Below are 17862 nucleotides of genomic sequence, written 5' to 3'. Positions count from 1 at the left end.
CATCTCTGCAATTCGCAGTGATGGCATTTTTTAATGCTCTTTGCACTCACGCTCATCAGAAGAAATACCAAGCTTTAAGGACAAAGCATCAAGCATGCCTTTATACTGTTCATACTCTTCCTCACTCAGACCGTAAATTTCATGCGTTTTGACCGGTATCTGTTCAGCTTCTTTCTCAAGCGCCTGTCCGCGTTCTGTAAGCCGGATCACGAGCTGCCGTTCATCCTCGGGGTTTCTTGTTTTTTCAATATAGCCAATCGAGATCAGCTTATTTACAACAGGGGTCAGGGTGCCTGAGTCGAGCTTGAGCCGCTCGCCGATTGATTTTAGCGTGACATGATCCTTCTCCCACAAAACAAGCATGACTAAATACTGAGGATACGTAAGGTTTAATGGCTCCAGTAAAGGTCGGTACCGCTTAATAATTTCCTTAGAAATTGCGTAAAACGGAAAGCAGAGCTGACTGGATAAATGTAAAGGGTTCATAAAATTCCTCCCCCTGAGAGTCAAAAAAATTGTATTTTCGTTTGTATTGTGTAAAATTAAATTGTGCACAACATAATTATAGCATAAAAACATTTTACTTACAGGAGGAATGGATGATGAAAAAACTATTTACATCAACAGCAACAGCAGTAGGCGGCCGTGAAGGACATGTTCGTTCAGAGAGCGGAGTCGTCGACGTAGCACTTGCTATGCCGGGACCAAACGCAAGTAAAGAGGCAAGCAATCCGGAAGAGCTTTTTGCAGCGGGTTATGCAGCATGCTTTGACTCAGCGCTTAATATGGTGGCCATGATGAGCAAGGTCGAGCACGGCGGCTCTGAAACCACAGCGCATGTATCGCTGAATAAAGACGATAGAAGCTATGTGCTATCGGTTGAAATGGATGTCCTTGTAAAAGGCCTTGATCAGGATGCAGCCCAAAACCTTGTAAACGAAGCGCATAAAATGTGCCCGTATTCAAACGCTACACGCGGGAATGTGGATGTAAGCTTTAACGTAAGAACTGCATAAATTTAACTAATGCAGCTAACAATCTATCTGCCAAAGGCGTTTTAGCCTTTGGTATTTTTTTATGGAAAGAATTCCTATATAGTAGATGTGGAGATAACTAGTGGATATAAACTGAAGTTATCAAAAGGGGAGTTTGCTATGGGGGTTTACCAGCCAATGTATTTATTCTTTTACCTGCTGGTACTGGGATTACTTTATATACCAGTGTTTGCAGGAGCATTTATGAGATTCAAATTTACCTTTATAGGCATCATCCTTGCTGCCATTTCACTGGCTGGTTATGTAATTGTCGCCCTGTATATGACCGGAGCAGGCTATTATTCAGATGGGGGATATCATGAAGACGGATACTCATCCGTATTGTTTAATTTGGGCTTGATGGAGTTAATCCTCTTAGCCTACCCATATATTTTTCTTGGACTGGCTGTCATTTTAGGAAAAAAGGGAGAGCGTGTGTAAGGATTTGGAGGCTGGGACATAATAATAATTTTAGAAACGTGAGGTGAACGGAGCGGAAGGGGGTGACTCCTGCGGGAGGAAGCGGGAGCTTGAGATCCACTTGCTGAAAGCAAGTTAGCTCAAGCCCCGTCCCGCGGAAAGCATCCCCCTGAAGCGCAGTGAACCGGGCAAAAGAGGCTGACACAAACATTTGAACTGCTTCTTTTTAGCTTGTACCACTTGTTCTTATGGATTATATTTAACTAAAGACAGGTGGAAGGAAACTCCAATAATTTTACTGAATATTCAAATATCAAAACGAAGTATTAATTGAACTGACCAAACTTTGTTTACCGTTAATTCTATAAATGATAGAGGAGAGATGACAATGATATTTTTATGTATGGGTTATTTTAACGCTGAAAAAATGCATGCACTGCCAGGGGCAGAGGTAGAAGCGTTGATGAATGAATGCCAGCCGTACACGGATAAACTATATGAAAGCGGTAAGGTGCTCCTTGATGCGGGACTGGAGTCAGAGGTTAAGAGCTTGCGTCGTGTGGGAGAAAAAGTGATGGTAACAGACAGGCCGCCTGCAGCAACGAACGAGTTGATTGGCAGCGTGTTTATTTTGGAAGCTGAGAACATGGAAGAGGCGATCCAACTTGCCTCCATCCATCCGACCACACAAGTAGATAAGGGAGAAGAGTTTGGGTGGCGCACTGAAATCCGTCCGGTTCATTTCTTTAAAAATGATAAATAAAGAATTATAAATATCAAGATTAAGGAGATGACTTTATGAACAGTGGTATGAATAAAGTTCAGGACGTTCTCGAAAATTATAAAAGTGCCATTTACGAAAGGGATGTAGAGAAATTCATATCTTCTTATAGTGATGATGTACATATTTATGACAGCTGGGGACACTGGGAGTGGAAGGGTATTTCTTTGTGGAAAGATAATGTGGTCGAGTGGTTTAATGGATTAAAGGAAGAAGGATACTTGCTTAAAGTAGAGTTTACTGATGTAACAATTGAAGAAAATAATGATCTCGCATTCGTCCATTGTGCGGTTACGTTCGCCGGTTACACTGAACAGTCCGGAGAGAAAAGCCGTCAAATGACAAACCGCTTTACGTTCGGTTTGAAAAAACAAAATGACTCATGGCTCATCTCACATGAACACTCCTCACTTCCCATTAATATGGATACAGGAAAAGGGATGTTTGACTTAAGGTAATGGAGCGAAAAATAAGGAAGAATTGGGGGTGAGACAAATGTATCTCACCCTCTTAAACCCGGTTCACTGCGCTTCAGGGGGACGCTTTCCGCGGGGCGGGGCTTGAGCTAACTTGCTTACAGCAAGTGGATCTCAAGCTCCCGCTTCCTCTAAGCAGGAGTCGCCCCCTTCCGCTCCGTTCACCTCACGTTTATAAAATAATTGTTTTGTCACAGTCTATTTTTTAGTTACTGACATTTACGAGTAAGAGCATAAATAACGTACTAAATACGATTAGCGCTAGTGAAGTAGACAAAGCCGTTATGGAAATCTTTTTTGATTTGCTTTCCTTTGAAGTAGTCAAGGCACCGATCGAAAGGAATATACCAATGAACCCAAGAACGGTTCCCGAGGGTGGATAAATATGTATAATTCTGAAGAAAGAAATACCTATTTTGATCGTGTTATCAGGGGGCTGAGTTCCTCTGATCTAGTTGAAGGGGTTGTGCAACCGTGCAGGCATTAAATGAAGAAGCGTATTAGTTATTCTAAACCTAGGACTACAATTAAAGAACCAGGTAATCAAACGTTTGTTTAACAGTAAATAGGATAGAACGAGGTGCTGAAATGGAATTGAAGAAGACAGAGGTTCAGGTGGAATTAGCCCAATACAATCCCGTATATGACGACCAACTAGCAGCGTTTCATTTAAATGAGGAGCAGCATCAATTTACGAGTATGCCTTTGGAGAAGTTGAACCATCCAAAGCTTTCAGCTAACGCTAAGCATATCGTCATTCTTGACAATCGTATACCGGTTGGTTATTTTGCTTTGGAGGAAGGAGAAAAACTTGCCAAGTACAGTCAAAATCAGAGGGCGATCCTTCTCACTTCTTTTTCAATCAATTCGAAATATCAAGGGAAAGGAATTGCAAAGGCAGCACTCAAGCTTTTGCCTGGATTTATTACAGGAATACTCCCGGATGTAAATGAAGTTGTTCTTGGCGTGAACAAAAGAAACGGTCCTGCTATCAATCTTTACAAGAAATTAGGTTTTGTGGATCATAACGAAATTTATATAGGGCCCAAGGGTCCACAGCACATTTTACATTTAAAGCTGTGTTAGTAAATAGAGCCCTTGAGGCTCTTTTTTAGCTATTTACAAAACGGATTGATAAAATTTACTTACATACATAAAACCCGGGAGTGAGCAGGAATGGAAATTGGCATCAGTACCTTTGTGGAAACAACCCCTGACGTTAAAACAGGAGAGGTTATCAGCCACGCGCAGCGAATACGCGAGGTTGTAGAGGAGATTGTGCTTGCAGATCAGGTAGGCTTGGACGTATTTGGAGTCGGAGAGCATCACCGTGAGGATTTTGCAGCCTCTTCACCGGCTGTTGTACTGGCTGCTGCGGCTGCTCAAACAACTAGGATTCGACTGACGAGCGCCGTGACGGTTCTTTCATCTGCTGATCCTGTTCGTGTATTTCAGGACTTTGCCACGCTTGACGGCATTTCAAACGGCCGGGCAGAAATCATGGCAGGGCGTGGTTCGTTTATTGAATCCTTCCCGTTGTTTGGCTACGATTTACAGGATTATAATGAGCTTTTTGATGAAAAGCTTGATTTACTTCTTACGCTTCAAAAATCTGAAAAAGTGACCTGGTCAGGAAAGCACCGTCCATCCATTACTAACCTCGGTGTTTACCCTCGTCCTGTGCAGGACCCGCTGCCGGTTTGGATTGGAAGCGGCGGAAACAGTGAATCCGTCGTTCGTGCAGGTCTGCTTGGTCTGCCGCTCGTTCTTGCGATTATAGGCGGCAGTCCGCGTCAGTTTGCTCCGCTCGTTCAGCTGTATAAAAGAGCAGCAGCACAGGCTGGCCACGACGTGTCAAAATTGCCGGTTGCTTCTCATTCCCACGGCTTTGTAGCAGAAAGCACGGAAATCGCAGCGGATAAATTCTTCCCGCCAACCCAGCAGGTCATGAATGTGCTGGGAAGAGAGCGGGGCTGGGGCCATTATGACCGTTCTACCTTTGATTCAGCGCGCAGCTTCGAGGGAGCGCTTTACGTAGGTGATGCTGAAACAGTCGCCGAAAAGATCATCCATCTCAGAAAAATAGTCGGCATCACCCGCTTTATGCTTCACGTTCCAGTAGGCAGCATGCCGCATGAGGATGTCATGAAAGCGATCGAGCTGTTAGGGAAGGAAGTAGCACCGATTGTTCGGAGTGAGGTTGAGTTGTGGGAGGCTGAGCAGCAGGTTTAGGGTATAGTAGTTAAGCCCGAGAAGTTCAGATTCTTTAAACCACAATAGGAAAAGCACTAGGGCTTCTAAGGCTTTGGTGCTTTTTTGCACCCATCATTTTTTTAATCGTCTTCCCATCTGTTTCACGTGAAACGAAAAGCACCCCGTATTCATTCCCGGGGTGCTTCATTCTTACTTCTCAGGAGCCAGTTCAACTGCCTGACGAAGAGCTTCCAGCATGCTTCCTTCATCAGCAATGCCTTTTCCTGCAATATCAAAGGCGGTTCCGTGGTCCACGCTTGTGCGGATAATCGGCAGGCCGACGGTGATATTAACACCTGCTTCAAGACCGAGTACCTTGATTGGGCCGTGGCCCTGGTCATGGTACATAGCGACGACGATATCAAAATCACCGCGCTGGGCACGGAAGAATAAGGTATCAGCCGGAAGGGGACCTTCTACATTGATTCCGTTTTCCTGTGCTTTTTCAACGGCTGGAATAATTTTTTCTTCTTCTTCGCCGTAGCCAAAGAGACCATTTTCTCCGGCATGCGGGTTGATGCCGCACACACCGATTTTTGGTGATTGGATGCCTGATTTTGAAAGGGTCTCGTGTGCAAGCTCAATGACCTTCAGGACACGCTCCGGTTTGATCATATTGATGGCATCGATGATCCCTACATGCGTCGTAACGTGAATGACCTTCAGCTTAGGTGAAGAAAGCATCATCGAAAAATCAGTCGTGCCCGTTAACTCAGCTAGGATTTCTGTGTGACCCGGGTATTGGTGGCCGCCTTTATGAAGCGCTTCTTTGTTTAAAGGAGCTGTGCAGATGGCATCAATTTTCCCTTCATTCGCAAGTTCAATGGCTTTTTTTAAATAGTGAAAAGCAGCATTTCCTGCTTCAGCAGATACTTGTCCAAATGGAAGGTCAGCTGACAGCAGATGGAGATCCAGACAATGAATCTCCCCGTAAGAGGTTGAAGTCAGCGAATCCTGTTCACTGATTTTTTTAATCGTGACGTTCATATCAAGTAATGCAGCCGCTTTTTCAAGACGTGATGCATCTCCAATTACAACCGGATGAGACTCCTCGTACAAATGTTTATGCTGCAGGCTTTTTATAATAATTTCAGGTCCGACTCCAGCGCCGTCACCCATTGTAATGCCAATAATCGGTTTTTTACTCATAAATCGCTGCTCCTTTCAGTTCACGCATTGCTCGGTAAATCGATTGTTTATCGCCAAACGCACCGGCTTTTGTCACAATGGTCATTGCTTTGTCGGGTCCAATTAGTTCGCCGGCAGGAATGCCCGCTTCGATTTGCTTAATTAACCTGATGCCATTTCCGCCAAGCAGCTTTGCTGTTTCCTTAGCCGTATCGCCGCCTGTTAAAACAAAACTTTGGAGGTGGGGGAAGCGTAGGGCAAGCTCTTTTACTATTTCCCCGAGAGCAGTAGAGATACGCTCACCGATTTCATAGCTGGTTAACCCGAGCTCCTGTCCGCGCTTTTTCACCGTTTCTCTAATATCGGAATTTGAAGGAACAAAGATGGCCAGATGCAGCTTGCTTTTTATTGCTTCTTCACATTGCTTTATATAAAGAACCCTTGTTTCTCTCCATTCAGAGGAGAAAATACTCAGTGTATTAATTTCCACTCCTACGACATCTTCCTGATCTGCAGCGTAGCGAACCTGTTCCTGCGTTACACCAGACAGACTGCCGCAGACGGTAACTACCTGATCTGCCGGCTGAATGTGGCGTACCTCAGGCTTAGTGTGAAAATGTAACACCTCAGGAAGCACCTCTGCAAGTCCTGCAGACCCTGCCCAAATAACATTTGAGGAAATGCTGTTCATTCGTTGTGCGAACAGACGCAAATCTTCTTCCGTTTCAGCATCGCAAACAATGTAATCAATACCCTGTTCTTTTAAAGAGCGAATCCGATCTGTAAAAGAGTGCTCATCTGCTGCCTCAGTTTTTGTTATCAGCCCGACTTTTTCTCCGATTTCCTGCTTAATGAGGCAGGGAATAGAGGATTCTGTGACGGGGTGCTTCGGGTCTTTTGAAATCTCGGTTTCGGCTAATGGCTGACCTTTTATATAATGTATACCATCTTTTGTTGTGCGATGCAGAGCAGGGAAAGCAGGGGAGATGAATACAAATTCCGGATTGAATACTTCCTTCACTGCTTTCAGCTCTGTTCCAATATGCCCTCTTAGTGTGGAGTCCATTTTTTTATAAATGGTCTGATAGCCGGCTTCCTTTAAATAAAGAGCGGCTTTTTTTGTCTCTTCATATGCTTTTTCCTGAACCAGCGCTCTGGCATTGGTATCAATGACCAGACCGCTGTCAAGGTGGTGCGACCGGTCAGGCAGATCAAACAGCACGGAGGTTGGTATTCCTTTTTCCGTCAGCTGTACACCGCTGTCGTTCGCACCTGTTAAATCATCTGCTATAATTCCGATCCTTTTTTCCATTAAAATCCCTCGTTCTACGTTTAAGATGCGTTTTTCGGTTCTTCTTCTGTTAAATAATCCTCAGGCAGTCTGACTCCTTTTTTCTCAAGGGTTTTCACAAGGAAAGCCACGTAGAGAGGCAGGAGGATGGCAGTTGTTACAACAGATGCAGCGACCTGAACAGTAGCAATTTCCACATTCGCTGCAAATCCGGCACTTGCTGCAGCAATCGCAGCAGGGGTAGCCACGGCATTCCCGGCTGTTGATCCTTCCGCTGCTCCAACGATCGGATTCCATTTCATCGCTTTAAACACAAAGTAGCCTGCTGTACCTGTAACAAAAACCGTTAACAGTCCAAGCACAACTCCGGCAAGACCGCCTTCAATAATGGCCCCGAAGTTAATGCCCATCCCAAGAGCAAAGGCAAAGAACGGAATCAGCATAGAGCTTCCTTTATTTAAAAAGCTTCTCATTTCTTCATCAAGATTTCCTAAAATCATCCCGATTACAATTGGAAGCAGGACAGAGATAAATGATGTTACGGAGAATAGTCCGTCTACAAAGCCCATTGCCCCAAAGATTGATAAAGCGACCATCGTGAGGAATGGCCCGTCGTTTAATGCAAGAAGTGAATAAGCTGCACGGTCGGTTTTATCGCCGTATTGGCCAACAAGTGCTACATAAAGTCCGCCGTTGCTGTTTGTCATTGCAGCAATAACGGCAATTGGCGCCAGTCCGAGCCAAAGCCCATTTTCACCGGCGAACATATAGGCAAGCAAACCAACAGCTGCCCCGACAATCCATTTGACTGTTAAAAGTGTGGCCCCTTTACCAAGGCTGACCCCGACATTTCTAAAATTAATCTGGGCGCCGGTACATAAAAGGAAAAGGGCAATTAATGTACTTGCTCCATCCACAAACAATGCTTGTGTAAAATTTCCAATTCGCAATAAATCAGGTGCGATGGTATTAAGTGTTGCAGCAAGCAACAACGGTACTACCATCATACCACCAGGAATACGATCAAGTGTAGCTTTAATCTTCATTTTTCTATCCCCTTTGTTCATTTTTTATGAAAAATTAAATTATATAGCGCTTTCAATTATTTATGTTAAACCTGTAAGCGCTTTTTTGCAACAGATAATTAGATGGAAAAATTTTATTTTTATAAAGTGTTGCATAAATAAACAAAAACCATAAAATAAAGAGGATAAGACAACTGTTTGTCTTATCCTCTTTCGTTCGGTTCACTGCGCTGGAGTCGCCACATCCGCTTTGTTCACCTCACGTTTTAAACATTATTGATATATGTCCCAAAGTCATCTGCTAATCATTTAATTTTCTCCATAACGTTGAACGGTTAATGCCAAGCCGTTTTGCAGCCCGTGACTGGTTTCCGTTTTCTTCCTGGAGCACCTGGTCAATAATCCGCTTTTCAATTTCCTTTAAGGTTCCTTCGGTTTGAAGCGGGCTTGAGGTGGTTTGTACTTGTTTCGCTTCAAGCAAACTTTTAGCTGCTTCCTCTTCAATGTAGTAGCTGGATGCCTGCCGGCTTAGTTCATGAATTGTCTGCTTAAGTTCATTCAGGTTGCCCGGCCAGTTGTACTGCTTGAGAAGCTCCATTGCTTCCGGTTTTATCCCAAGCGTGTCACTGCCGGCCTCCATATGAAAAGAGGTTAAAAAATAATGCGCAAAAGCAGGGATATCCGCTTTTCTTTGTGTCAGTGGCAGAAGGTGGATGGCCTCAGCCTCCTTATGCTCTGTGTAGGGAGGGTTATCAATATAAAGGATTTGTATATCAGCAGATAAATATCTGAGCTGTTGATCGATTTTCTTTGTAATCTTCTCGTCTGCTATCTGTAAATGATTGATGAGTAAGGTTCCCTGGTGAAGTGGTCGAAGGATATGCTCCAGTGTCTCAAGGCTTTTATCATCCATATATTCACCATCAATCGAGATTAACGGCGCTTCTTTACATCGTTCTGCATGCAACAATAAAGCGGCTGCTGATCTTCCGGTTCCGGGCGCGCCGATAATATGGACTGGCTTGTGCTGGGAAGCAAGCTTTTTCAGCTGATTTTTCAAAGATTTTGTATAAGTGCTGTCGCCAATTAAAGCCATAGGCTTCACATCATAGTGGATGGATATGGCTTTGTTATCTCCGTAGCCTCCAATTGGGTAAAACAATAATCCGGCTAAATAGGAATTGACCCTGAAAGTCTGAAGCATATAAGTGCGCCTGCCAACGGAAAGTGACGTCCATCTTGCTTTTTTATCATTGACCGTATTGAAAATCGTCCGTTTTATGGACGTAAACGAAAGCTCATTTCCGTCCACCAGTTGCGTGAATGCATGATTCTTTTCCCGTATCTTCAGTTCCTGATCTATTACCGACATGGGGTAAGGGAATTGAGTAAAAGTTTCATGAAGAAGTGAAAAATCATGCTTCACTTTTCTCGAGAGCATAAATGCACGCCTTGCTTCTTCAAGAGCTTCTAGCAGGGCTTCTTTTCCTGACGTAATTAAAACGCCCTGGATCCCGCTTGACTCTGCTGTCTGTACAGTAATAACATCCCCGATTACTGCCTGAAAGCCCTGTGATTTCAGCTCTTCTAGAAGCGGCTTTACTTCCTCGCGTGTATGAACCGTTTTGACTTCAATGTCATATTCAAGAATGCTGCAAAGAGTGGCGGCTCCTTGTGTAATAGAAGAAAACCCCACCATCGCAACTTTTTTATTCATATTTTTAATTAATGTAAAAATTCGGAGCATATCATAGCCGGTAATGCCAATATGGATGACGGGCAATGAGACCGTCTTTTCAATCGTTAACGCGGTGCCTCCCCGGCTGATCAGCACATCGTATTCCTCAAGCTCCGCCTGCCGGGCAAACTCTTCGCCTTCATCCAAATTTGCTACCCTGATCTCAAGGGTCACATCAGGCGGCAGGGTGAGCTGTCTTACTACTTCCGCCATACCGCTGTAGGGTGCAATTAACATTGCTTTCATGCAGTTCGACTCCTAACCTGTTGCATATTAAAACACTTTTTATTATGACATATCCGCTTATTCATGTCACGGATGATAGGGAGAAAACTGCTGGGGGCACTCATTTAACGGAGTTAGAGGGGGAGACGAAAATCAAAAAACCCGGCTTTTATTTTCAGCCGGGCGTTAAATTATTAAGCTCTTTGTCTTCTCGTCATCACATCAAAAATAACTGCTAATGCCAGTACGCCTCCACGGATCATGTACTGGGACGCAATTCCAACCCCTAAAAGGTTCATCCCATTTACAAGCGTCGCCATTACCACCGCTCCAATAACCGCACCTGTTACTTTCCCAACACCGCCGGCAGCTGATACACCACCGACAAAGGCAGCAGCGATTGCATCAAGCTCAAAAAGCGTACCCGCTGTTGTCGTGGCAGATTGTAGTCGGGAGGTGAAAAGAATCCCTGACAGTGCTGAAAGCATTCCCATCGAACCGAAAACAATAAAAGTGATTTTACTGACATTAATTCCGGATAGATGAGCAGCCTCAGGGTTACTCCCAACCGCATAAATATGACGGCCAAGCACCGTTTTGGTCGTGACAAAATGATAAATAATTAAGACAAGAAGAATAATAATCAACGTCCAGGAGAAGCCGTTGTACCCTGCAAGAATCCAGGTAATATACCCCATTAGGAAGGATACAAAAGCAAGCTGGATAATAAAAAGAGGAAAAGAGACAACATCAAAATTATACCGGATTTTGTTTTTGCGATTTTTGATCGCATTGAAAATATAGTAGATGATGGCTGCTGCTCCTAGAAGCAGCGTCAGCAGGTGAAGGCCTCCAACCTCAGCAATCGAAGGGATGTACCCATTGCCGATTGCGTTAAAGGCGTCATTGGTGACGTTAATGGTGCCTGACTTTTCCGTGGCCTGAAGCAGGGCACCCCGGTAAATCAGCCAACCTGCAAGCGTCGCAACGAAAGCGGGAATCCCGACCTTTGCCACAAGAAACCCAGTAACCGAGCCTGCAAGCATACCAAGCAGTAAAATGATTGGAATAACAAGATAAACAGGCATACTAAACTGCATTAATAATATCGCAGCAATTGCTCCAAGGAAACCTGCAAGAAATCCGATAGACAAGTCAATGTGACGGATAATAATAACAAGCATAACCCCAACAGCCAGTACAGCAATATAGCCGGCCGAGTCAATTAAGTTACTGATATTTCGTGAGGACATAAATAAACCATTTGTCATCACTGTAAAGATCAGCATGATCACAAGAAGAGCAATATACATGCCGTAATCACGGATATTATGTTTGAGTAACGCTTTCGCTTCTTTCAATAAATTCATTTTTTTCACTCCTATTGCGTTGCGAGTTCCATTATTTTTTCCTGATTGGCATCTGTGGCTGAAAGCTCGCCTCTAATCCGGCCTTTTGCCATCACATACACCCGGTCACTCATGCCGAGTACTTCGCCAAGCTCTGAGGAAATCATAATAATACTCATGCCGCTTTCAATGAGTTTGTTCATCACTGTATAAATTTCAAGCTTTGCCCCTACATCAATCCCGCGGGTCGGTTCATCTAAAATTAGCAGCTTTGGATTAACAAACAGCCATTTACCGAGTGATACCTTCTGCTGGTTTCCGCCGCTTAAATTGCCTGTCTTTTGCTGAATCGAAGGGGTTTTAATGCCGAGAGAAATTCTGTATTTCTCCGCTGTCCGTATTTCTTCGTTTTGATTCACAACCCCATAGGTTGAGAGCTCCTTCAGATTGGAAATGGAGATGTTATTTTTAATATCCTGCAGTAAAAATAATCCGTCTCCCTTACGATCCTCTGTAACGTAGGCGATTCCTGTTTTGATCGCATCACTTGTATGAGCAAGCTTTACCGGCTTTCCATCCACTTTAATCGTTCCGTCGGTTTTATATTTCTTTGAATTGCCAAAAATGCTTAGCGCCAATTCAGTTCTGCCTGCACCCATTAATCCGGCGATGCCGACGATTTCTCCGTAGTTCACATGGAGATTAATATCCTCGGCTACGTTTCTGCCGATTCTTGGATCATGTGCGGTCCAGTTAGTCAGCTCAAGCAGTTTGTCGCCCTTAGCCGGCACTTTTCGTTTTGGGTAGATGTCTTCAATCGCCCGGCCGACCATGTTTTTAATGATGGCGCCTTCTGTTATTTCACCCTTCGCACCGTCCAGTGTACAAATGGTTTTGCCGTCACGAAGAACGGTGGCTTTATCTGCGATGGAAATGACTTCATTTAATTTATGAGAAATCATGATCGAGGTAATACCCTGTTTTTTCAGCTCTCTTAAAAGGGAAAGAAGATTTTCACTGTCTGTATCATTTAAAGCAGCAGTCGGTTCATCTAAAATCAGCAGCTTCACTCGTTTACTCAGTGCTTTAGCGATTTCAACCAATTGCTGTTTTCCGATACTGATGTCTTTAATTAAAGTCTCAGGATTAATGTGGAGGTTTACTTTGTCCAGCAATTCCTTTGATCGTGTGACAGCTTCATTCCAATCCACGACGCCCTTGCGATGCAATTCATTTCCGGCAAAAATATTTTCATAAATGGTGAGGTCAGGGAATAGGGCTAATTCCTGATAAATGATGACAACCCCTGTATCAACGCTGTCGCTGATTTTGCTGAACTTTTGCACCTGATTTTCAAAAATAATATCCCCGTCATATTCTCCGTAAGGGTAGACGCCGCTTAACACCTTCATCAGTGTTGATTTGCCGGCCCCATTTTCTCCGACAAGACAATGGATTTCTCCTTTTTCCACTTTGAAATTGACATTGGAGAGCGCCTTTACGCCGGTGAACTCCTTTGAAATATTTTTCATCTCCAAAATCGTTCCGCTCATCCTGTTACCTCCTTATGGCAAGAGTTTAATGAAATGCAGAGCAATCGTGACAGCAGGATCACCGGCACGATTGCTCCATCATAAAAGGAAATTACTCCAGCCCTGTAAAATCACTTGCTTCATAGTAGCCTGAATCGATCAGCTCGGCTTTTACGTTATCCTGGTCAACGACGATGACGTCAGTTTGTTTTGCTTTTACTTCCATGCTGCCATTATCGTAGGTTGCAGTTGTCTCAGGTGTATTGCCGTCGATGATATCAACGGCCATGCCCATTGCATCTTCAACAAGCGTACGAACATCCTTAAATACAGTCATCGTTTGCTTGCCGTCAATAATGTATTGAATTGACGCCATATCTGCATCCTGACCTGTAATCGTATAGCTTGTAACGGCACCATCTGAAGCGAAAACATCAGAGATCGCACGCGCTGTTCCATCGTTTGGTGCAAGAACGGATACATCACCTTTTAGGTCAGGACCGGCAGAAGTAAGATGCGTTTCCGCTTTATTTTTTGCTTCGTTTGGATCCCAGTTCGTTGTCAGCTGACCCACGATGCTGCCAATTTCCTGACGATCTAATTCCGCTTTATCCTTCAGTCCTTCTGCAGCACTTGAATTGGCGATGACAAATGTTCCATCAGCAATCTTTGGCTGAAGCGCTTTCCAGGCACCTTCGAAAAATAGGAAGGCGTTATTATCAGAAGCGGCTCCTGCATACAGGTAAAGCGGGATGCCGTCTCCTTCAGCATTATCCACTAGGTACTGCCCCTGAGCTTCTCCTACCGCAACACTGTCAAAAGTGACATAATAATCAAGTGCGTCAGTATCGGTTATGAGTCTGTCATAGGAAATGACCGGAATTCCTTCATCTTTAGCTGCTTCTACAGCAGCCCCGGCAGCAGCTCCATCATGAGGTGCAATGATTAAGACATCCATTCCTTTACTGATAAGCGTTTCTACATTTTCTTTTTCTTTCGCTGATGACCCCTGGCTGAATAAAATCTCGGTTGAGTAATCAGAATCAGCTAATGCTTCCTGGAACCTCGTTTCATCCTGGACCCATCTCGTTTCATCCTTCGTCGGAAGGACAATTCCTACATCCAACCCTCCGCTGCCTGATCCGCCATCATTTCCGCAGCCTGCCATCCCCACTGTTAAACACGCAGCAGCAAGCATCCCCAATGCTTTCGATCGTTTCCCCATTGTTATTAGACCCCTTTCGAGAATGTAATTACCTAACACATGGTAAATATAGCATCACAATTCAATATGAAAACGCTTACTTAGGGTAGTAAATTATCATTGTTCTGTATTTTTTTAATATTCATTATTTTCTACTGTAAGAGAACAAAAAAAGGCGTGACATATTTGTCCAACTTTTTAAATCGGTTCACTGCGCTTCGGATGGACGCTTTCCGCAGGGACGCCGCTGAGCCTCCTTTGTCGTCAAAAGAGTCTCAGCTTGCCGTCATATCCTGCAGGAGTCGCCACCCTCCGCTCCGCTCACCTTATTTTACTGCTAATAAAAAGAACAGGTTAGTTACTTTAGAGAAAGTCTTAAGGAAAGGAGGGGATAAAATAATTTGGTTATCACCTGTCCTGCAATAAAACAACACGCAATTTTCAGAAGACACACTCATAACAAAATAATTACATAGCAACAAATTCCTTATCCAGAAGTTGATTGAAGCGTAAGGGGCTGACTCCTGCGGGAGGAAGCGGGAGCTTGAGATCCACTTGCGACAGCAAGTTAGCTCAAGCCCCGCCCCGCGGAAAGCATGCCCCTGCAGTGTAGATCAACACGCCCGATTTAGAAGGTCATCCTCATCTCATAATGAATTCCGAAGCACCAAATCCCATACTTAGAAGTTGATTGAAACGGAAGGGGGTGACTCCCGCCGAAAGCATGCCCCTGCAGTGGAAATCAACACGCCTCATTAAGAGGGTAAATCCCGCTAAGGAGCATAAACCTCCTTCTCAAGATGAAACCCATCCGCAATCACCGTCTCCCGGATCGTTGACTCATCAACCAAAACAGGAGAAAGAAGCACAGAAGGAACATTAATCTTTCCATTATTAATCTTCAAATCCTCCTGAATCTCCTCCCCAATCGCCAGTTTAATTGCCAGTTCCACCGCTTTTTGAGACAAATCATCAATGCTCTTATACATCGTAACAGTCTGAGTTCCTTCCACAATCCGCCTCACGCCAAGAAGATCTGCATCCTGTCCCGCCACCGGAATCTTACCTGCGAGACCGTTAGCCTGCAGCGCATCTATTGCACCGCCTGCCGTCGCATCATTTCCTGCAATAACAGCATCTATATCATCGTTATTTGCCTGCAGTGCAGCTTCCATATTTTCTTTTGCATACTGCGGAAGCCAGTCCTTTGTCCACTGATTAAAAACGACCGTAATCTCTCCGCTTTCAATATATGGTTTTAATACGCTGAACACGCCCTGTTTAATCAGATGAGCATTGTAATCCGTTTCAGCGCCGCCAAGATAAACGTATTTTCCTTTTGGCACAAGCTTTGTCATGGCCTGTGCCTGGAGGATGCCAACCTGTTCATTATCATAGGATACATATAAATCCACCTCGGCATTTCGTACAAGGCGGTCGTAGGAGAGGACCTTAATCCCTGCATCATGTGCTCTTTCCACAATGGCCGCCATTGATTCTGCATTATGCGGCACGACAACGAGGACATCAATTCCCTCACTGATCATCTTTTCTGTTTGCCAGACCTGTTTCACATCATCCCCATCTGCAATTTCAAGCACTACTTCTGCCCCATGCTGCTCAGCTGCTTCTTTAAATAGTTCAAGGTCCTTTGTCCATCGCTCTTCCTTTAAAGTGTCCATGGAGAAACCAATCTTAATTTCTTCTGCGCTTTTAACAGGAGGCGGTTCCGGCAGGGGTTTCTCTACAGCTGCTTCCTCTCTGGGCAGGCAGGCGGTCAGAAGGAGAGTCGTATAAATAAGGATCAGCCATTTTTTCATGTCTTTTGATTCCCTTCAGTAATAAATAGTGATTAAGATAAACGCTGTTTACGATAATCCGTAGGAGACATGTGAAACGCTTTTTTAAATACCTTGCTGAAATAATTCGGGTCATGATAGCCGATATCGATTGAGATTTCCTTCATGCTTTTCTCTGAATCCCGCATTAACTTCTTCGCTTTTTCAAGCCGGCATTCGGTTAAAAAACTAATATAATTGATGCCGAGCTTTTCCTTAAAAAGCTTACTCATATAAATGGGGCTTAAACCTGCTTCCCTGCTGATCAGTTCAAGTGATAAATCCTCATGAGCATGCTCGATAATATACTGTTTGATCTGTTCAATAATGTCTCCATCAGTTTGCAGATTGTACTCCTCCTGTGTATCCTTCATTCGCTGGAGCATATAAGCCGTTTCGGCCCGGAGCTGTTTATAGTCCGTTACCTGCGAGGAGTAGACGGATAACTCCACTGCAATTCCCATGTCAGCCAGAATAGAGGAGAGAAGCCAAAGGATTTCTGCCAGCTGTTTTTGTGCCTGGATAACGGTTTGGTTTTCTCTTTCCAGTTTTTCAATGATGGTATCAACCTCTTTTATCAGCTGATCCCAGTGCTGATGATGAAGATAGCTGTAAAAGGTTTGTTCATAGGCTTTATAGGAATGGGCAAACAGGTCCAGCGTGAGAGAAGGGAGGTCTGAATAAAACTGATACTTCACCGGCTGCTGGTCATTCCTCGTCGCAAGGATGGACTCCTGGTACGATTGCTTTATTTTTTCAATCGGCTTATAGACACTCCCGATTCCAATAAACCACTCTGCCTGAGTATGCTCCCTTAAGGAAAGAATTTTATTTGCCAGTGAAATGGCCTGCTGGCGAAATGAGCGTCCGGCTTCCCTAAAAACGATGATTGGAATTTGACGCCCGTTTAAAGCGCCTGTCCATCCGCTGCCTGTTTTCCTGACGATCTCTTTTACGGCTGAATAGGACTTGGCAGCATCTTTAGGAAGCAAAAGGCTCATCACAAATTTATCCTCTGTAATCGGAATGCCAAGCAGCTCAACAAGCTGGTGTAAATGAATTTCATGTACGTGATCAAATAACAGCTGAGTGACCACGTCCGTTTCAAAAATAGCCATCGCTTTTTTAATGGTGTCCTGATTCTGCCTGATTTCCTCAGAGGACCTTTGCTCCTGGTTGATTTGATCGAGAACACCCTGCACGGTTTTAACGATTTCCGCTATTTTACTCGGTTTTACGATATAATCGTTCACCCCAAGCTTCACCGCCTGCTGGGCATATTCGAACGATGCAAAAGCGGTAACCAGAATGAATTTTGCAGAAGGGTGGGCAGCACGCAGCCGTTCAATGGCTTCAAGACCTGAAATGCCTGGCATTTGAATATCCATAAACACCAGATCAGGCCTAAATTGCTCTGCAAGTTCAATCGCCATTCCGCCATTTCTCGCCTGATGGACCACAAGATTGTTAAAGTGCCGTTCAAGAATTAATTGCAGTCCGTCACGTTCAATTTGTTCATCGTCTACTAAGAGTACATTGACCATATCGTATTTCTGCTCCTATTCTCA

16 protein-coding genes are annotated in these 17862 nt (G+C 44.2%); 6 read left to right on the top strand and 10 right to left on the bottom strand.

The window, feature by feature from the left end:
• Positions 1-30: 30 nt before the first annotated feature.
• Positions 31-486 (bottom strand): MarR family winged helix-turn-helix transcriptional regulator, encoded by a 456-nt coding sequence (locus C4B60_RS16395; RefSeq protein ID WP_104059112.1) that lies wholly within the window; start codon positions 484-486, stop codon positions 31-33.
• Positions 487-602: 116 nt separating this feature from the next.
• Here C4B60_RS16395 and C4B60_RS16390 point away from each other — a divergent pair, with 116 nt between their 5' ends.
• From C4B60_RS16390 to C4B60_RS16365, 6 genes are all read left to right on the top strand, one after another.
• On the top strand, positions 603-1016 hold the full coding sequence (locus tag C4B60_RS16390) for an organic hydroperoxide resistance protein (protein WP_104059111.1): 414 nt from the start codon (positions 603-605) through the stop codon (positions 1014-1016).
• Positions 1017-1154: 138 nt separating this feature from the next.
• Positions 1155-1475, top strand: a complete 321-nt coding sequence (locus C4B60_RS16385) for a hypothetical protein (RefSeq protein ID WP_104059110.1) — start codon at positions 1155-1157, stop codon at positions 1473-1475.
• Positions 1476-1842: 367 nt separating this feature from the next.
• Positions 1843-2217: a YciI family protein gene (locus C4B60_RS16380; protein WP_104059109.1), complete on the top strand. Its 375-nt coding sequence runs from the start codon at positions 1843-1845 to the stop codon at positions 2215-2217.
• 35 nt (positions 2218-2252) lie between these two features.
• Positions 2253-2693 carry a YybH family protein gene (locus C4B60_RS16375; protein ID WP_104059108.1) on the top strand — a complete coding sequence of 147 codons (441 nt, stop codon included), beginning with the start codon at positions 2253-2255 and terminating at the stop codon, positions 2691-2693.
• Positions 2694-3299: 606 nt separating this feature from the next.
• The gene (locus C4B60_RS16370; RefSeq protein WP_104059107.1) at positions 3300-3797 is read left to right on the top strand and encodes a GNAT family N-acetyltransferase; all 498 of its coding nucleotides are present in this window, start codon (positions 3300-3302) and stop codon (positions 3795-3797) included.
• 90 nt (positions 3798-3887) lie between these two features.
• Entirely contained in the window at positions 3888-4943 is a 1056-nt protein-coding gene (locus C4B60_RS16365) for an LLM class flavin-dependent oxidoreductase (protein WP_104059106.1), read from the top strand.
• A gap of 171 nt (positions 4944-5114) precedes the next feature.
• On the opposite strand, the gene pdxA is transcribed toward C4B60_RS16365, so the two are convergent.
• The 9 genes from pdxA to C4B60_RS16320 all read right to left on the bottom strand — a co-directional run bounded on the left by pdxA (position 5115) and on the right by C4B60_RS16320 (position 17838).
• Positions 5115-6113: a 4-hydroxythreonine-4-phosphate dehydrogenase PdxA gene (gene pdxA / locus C4B60_RS16360; protein WP_104059105.1), complete on the bottom strand. Its 999-nt coding sequence runs from the start codon at positions 6111-6113 to the stop codon at positions 5115-5117.
• A complete protein-coding gene (locus C4B60_RS16355; RefSeq protein WP_104059104.1) occupies positions 6106-7404 on the bottom strand; it encodes a four-carbon acid sugar kinase family protein in 1299 nt (432 codons plus the stop codon). The genes pdxA and C4B60_RS16355 overlap by 8 nt, the downstream gene beginning before the upstream one ends.
• Before the next feature lie 20 nt (positions 7405-7424).
• Complete coding sequence (locus C4B60_RS16350) at positions 7425-8429, bottom strand: 2-keto-3-deoxygluconate permease (protein WP_104059103.1); 1005 nt, start codon at positions 8427-8429, stop codon at positions 7425-7427.
• Positions 8430-8709: 280 nt separating this feature from the next.
• Complete coding sequence (locus C4B60_RS16345) at positions 8710-10392, bottom strand: sigma-54-dependent Fis family transcriptional regulator (RefSeq protein ID WP_104059102.1); 1683 nt, start codon at positions 10390-10392, stop codon at positions 8710-8712.
• A gap of 173 nt (positions 10393-10565) precedes the next feature.
• Entirely contained in the window at positions 10566-11741 is a 1176-nt protein-coding gene (locus C4B60_RS16340) for a sugar ABC transporter permease (RefSeq protein WP_104059101.1), read from the bottom strand.
• An 11-nt stretch (positions 11742-11752) separates the two neighbouring features.
• Positions 11753-13273 (bottom strand): sugar ABC transporter ATP-binding protein, encoded by a 1521-nt coding sequence (locus C4B60_RS16335; RefSeq protein ID WP_104059100.1) that lies wholly within the window; start codon positions 13271-13273, stop codon positions 11753-11755.
• A gap of 91 nt (positions 13274-13364) precedes the next feature.
• Positions 13365-14420: a sugar ABC transporter substrate-binding protein gene (locus C4B60_RS16330; protein WP_245154033.1), complete on the bottom strand. Its 1056-nt coding sequence runs from the start codon at positions 14418-14420 to the stop codon at positions 13365-13367.
• Positions 14421-15229: 809 nt separating this feature from the next.
• Positions 15230-16276 carry a sugar ABC transporter substrate-binding protein gene (locus C4B60_RS16325; RefSeq protein WP_104059098.1) on the bottom strand — a complete coding sequence of 349 codons (1047 nt, stop codon included), beginning with the start codon at positions 16274-16276 and terminating at the stop codon, positions 15230-15232.
• A 32-nt stretch (positions 16277-16308) separates the two neighbouring features.
• Complete coding sequence (locus tag C4B60_RS16320; RefSeq protein WP_104059097.1) at positions 16309-17838, bottom strand: response regulator; 1530 nt, start codon at positions 17836-17838, stop codon at positions 16309-16311.
• Positions 17839-17862: the final 24 nt, after the last annotated feature.

The sequence above is a fragment of the Jeotgalibacillus proteolyticus genome (genome assembly GCF_002926065.1).
GTDB classification, from domain to species: Bacteria; Bacillota; Bacilli; order Bacillales; family Jeotgalibacillaceae; genus Jeotgalibacillus; species Jeotgalibacillus proteolyticus.
The sequence above is the reverse complement of the archived record's forward strand: the minus strand, read 5'-3'. Positions and strand labels throughout refer to the sequence as shown.

What these genes read in the sequence shown, in the direction of transcription:
- C4B60_RS16350 (WP_104059103.1), bottom strand. Translation starts at nt 8,429, where the DNA reads ATGAAGATTAAAGCTACACTTGATCGTATTCCTGGTGGTATGATGGTA.
- C4B60_RS16320 (WP_104059097.1), bottom strand. Translation starts at nt 17,838, where the DNA reads ATGGTCAATGTACTCTTAGTAGACGATGAACAAATTGAACGTGACGGA.
- C4B60_RS16325 (WP_104059098.1), bottom strand. Translation starts at nt 16,276, where the DNA reads ATGAAAAAATGGCTGATCCTTATTTATACGACTCTCCTTCTGACCGCC.
- C4B60_RS16335 (WP_104059100.1), bottom strand. Translation starts at nt 13,273, where the DNA reads ATGAGCGGAACGATTTTGGAGATGAAAAATATTTCAAAGGAGTTCACC.
- C4B60_RS16345 (WP_104059102.1), bottom strand. Translation starts at nt 10,392, where the DNA reads ATGAAAGCAATGTTAATTGCACCCTACAGCGGTATGGCGGAAGTAGTA.
- C4B60_RS16380 (WP_104059109.1), top strand. Translation starts at nt 1,843, where the DNA reads ATGATATTTTTATGTATGGGTTATTTTAACGCTGAAAAAATGCATGCA.
- pdxA (WP_104059105.1), bottom strand. Translation starts at nt 6,113, where the DNA reads ATGAGTAAAAAACCGATTATTGGCATTACAATGGGTGACGGCGCTGGA.
- C4B60_RS16375 (WP_104059108.1), top strand. Translation starts at nt 2,253, where the DNA reads ATGAACAGTGGTATGAATAAAGTTCAGGACGTTCTCGAAAATTATAAA.
- C4B60_RS16395 (WP_104059112.1), bottom strand. Translation starts at nt 486, where the DNA reads ATGAACCCTTTACATTTATCCAGTCAGCTCTGCTTTCCGTTTTACGCA.
- C4B60_RS16370 (WP_104059107.1), top strand. Translation starts at nt 3,300, where the DNA reads ATGGAATTGAAGAAGACAGAGGTTCAGGTGGAATTAGCCCAATACAAT.
- C4B60_RS16385 (WP_104059110.1), top strand. Translation starts at nt 1,155, where the DNA reads ATGGGGGTTTACCAGCCAATGTATTTATTCTTTTACCTGCTGGTACTG.
- C4B60_RS16330 (WP_245154033.1), bottom strand. Translation starts at nt 14,420, where the DNA reads ATGGCAGGCTGCGGAAATGATGGCGGATCAGGCAGCGGAGGGTTGGAT.
- C4B60_RS16365 (WP_104059106.1), top strand. Translation starts at nt 3,888, where the DNA reads ATGGAAATTGGCATCAGTACCTTTGTGGAAACAACCCCTGACGTTAAA.
- C4B60_RS16340 (WP_104059101.1), bottom strand. Translation starts at nt 11,741, where the DNA reads ATGAATTTATTGAAAGAAGCGAAAGCGTTACTCAAACATAATATCCGT.
- C4B60_RS16390 (WP_104059111.1), top strand. Translation starts at nt 603, where the DNA reads ATGAAAAAACTATTTACATCAACAGCAACAGCAGTAGGCGGCCGTGAA.
- C4B60_RS16355 (WP_104059104.1), bottom strand. Translation starts at nt 7,404, where the DNA reads ATGGAAAAAAGGATCGGAATTATAGCAGATGATTTAACAGGTGCGAAC.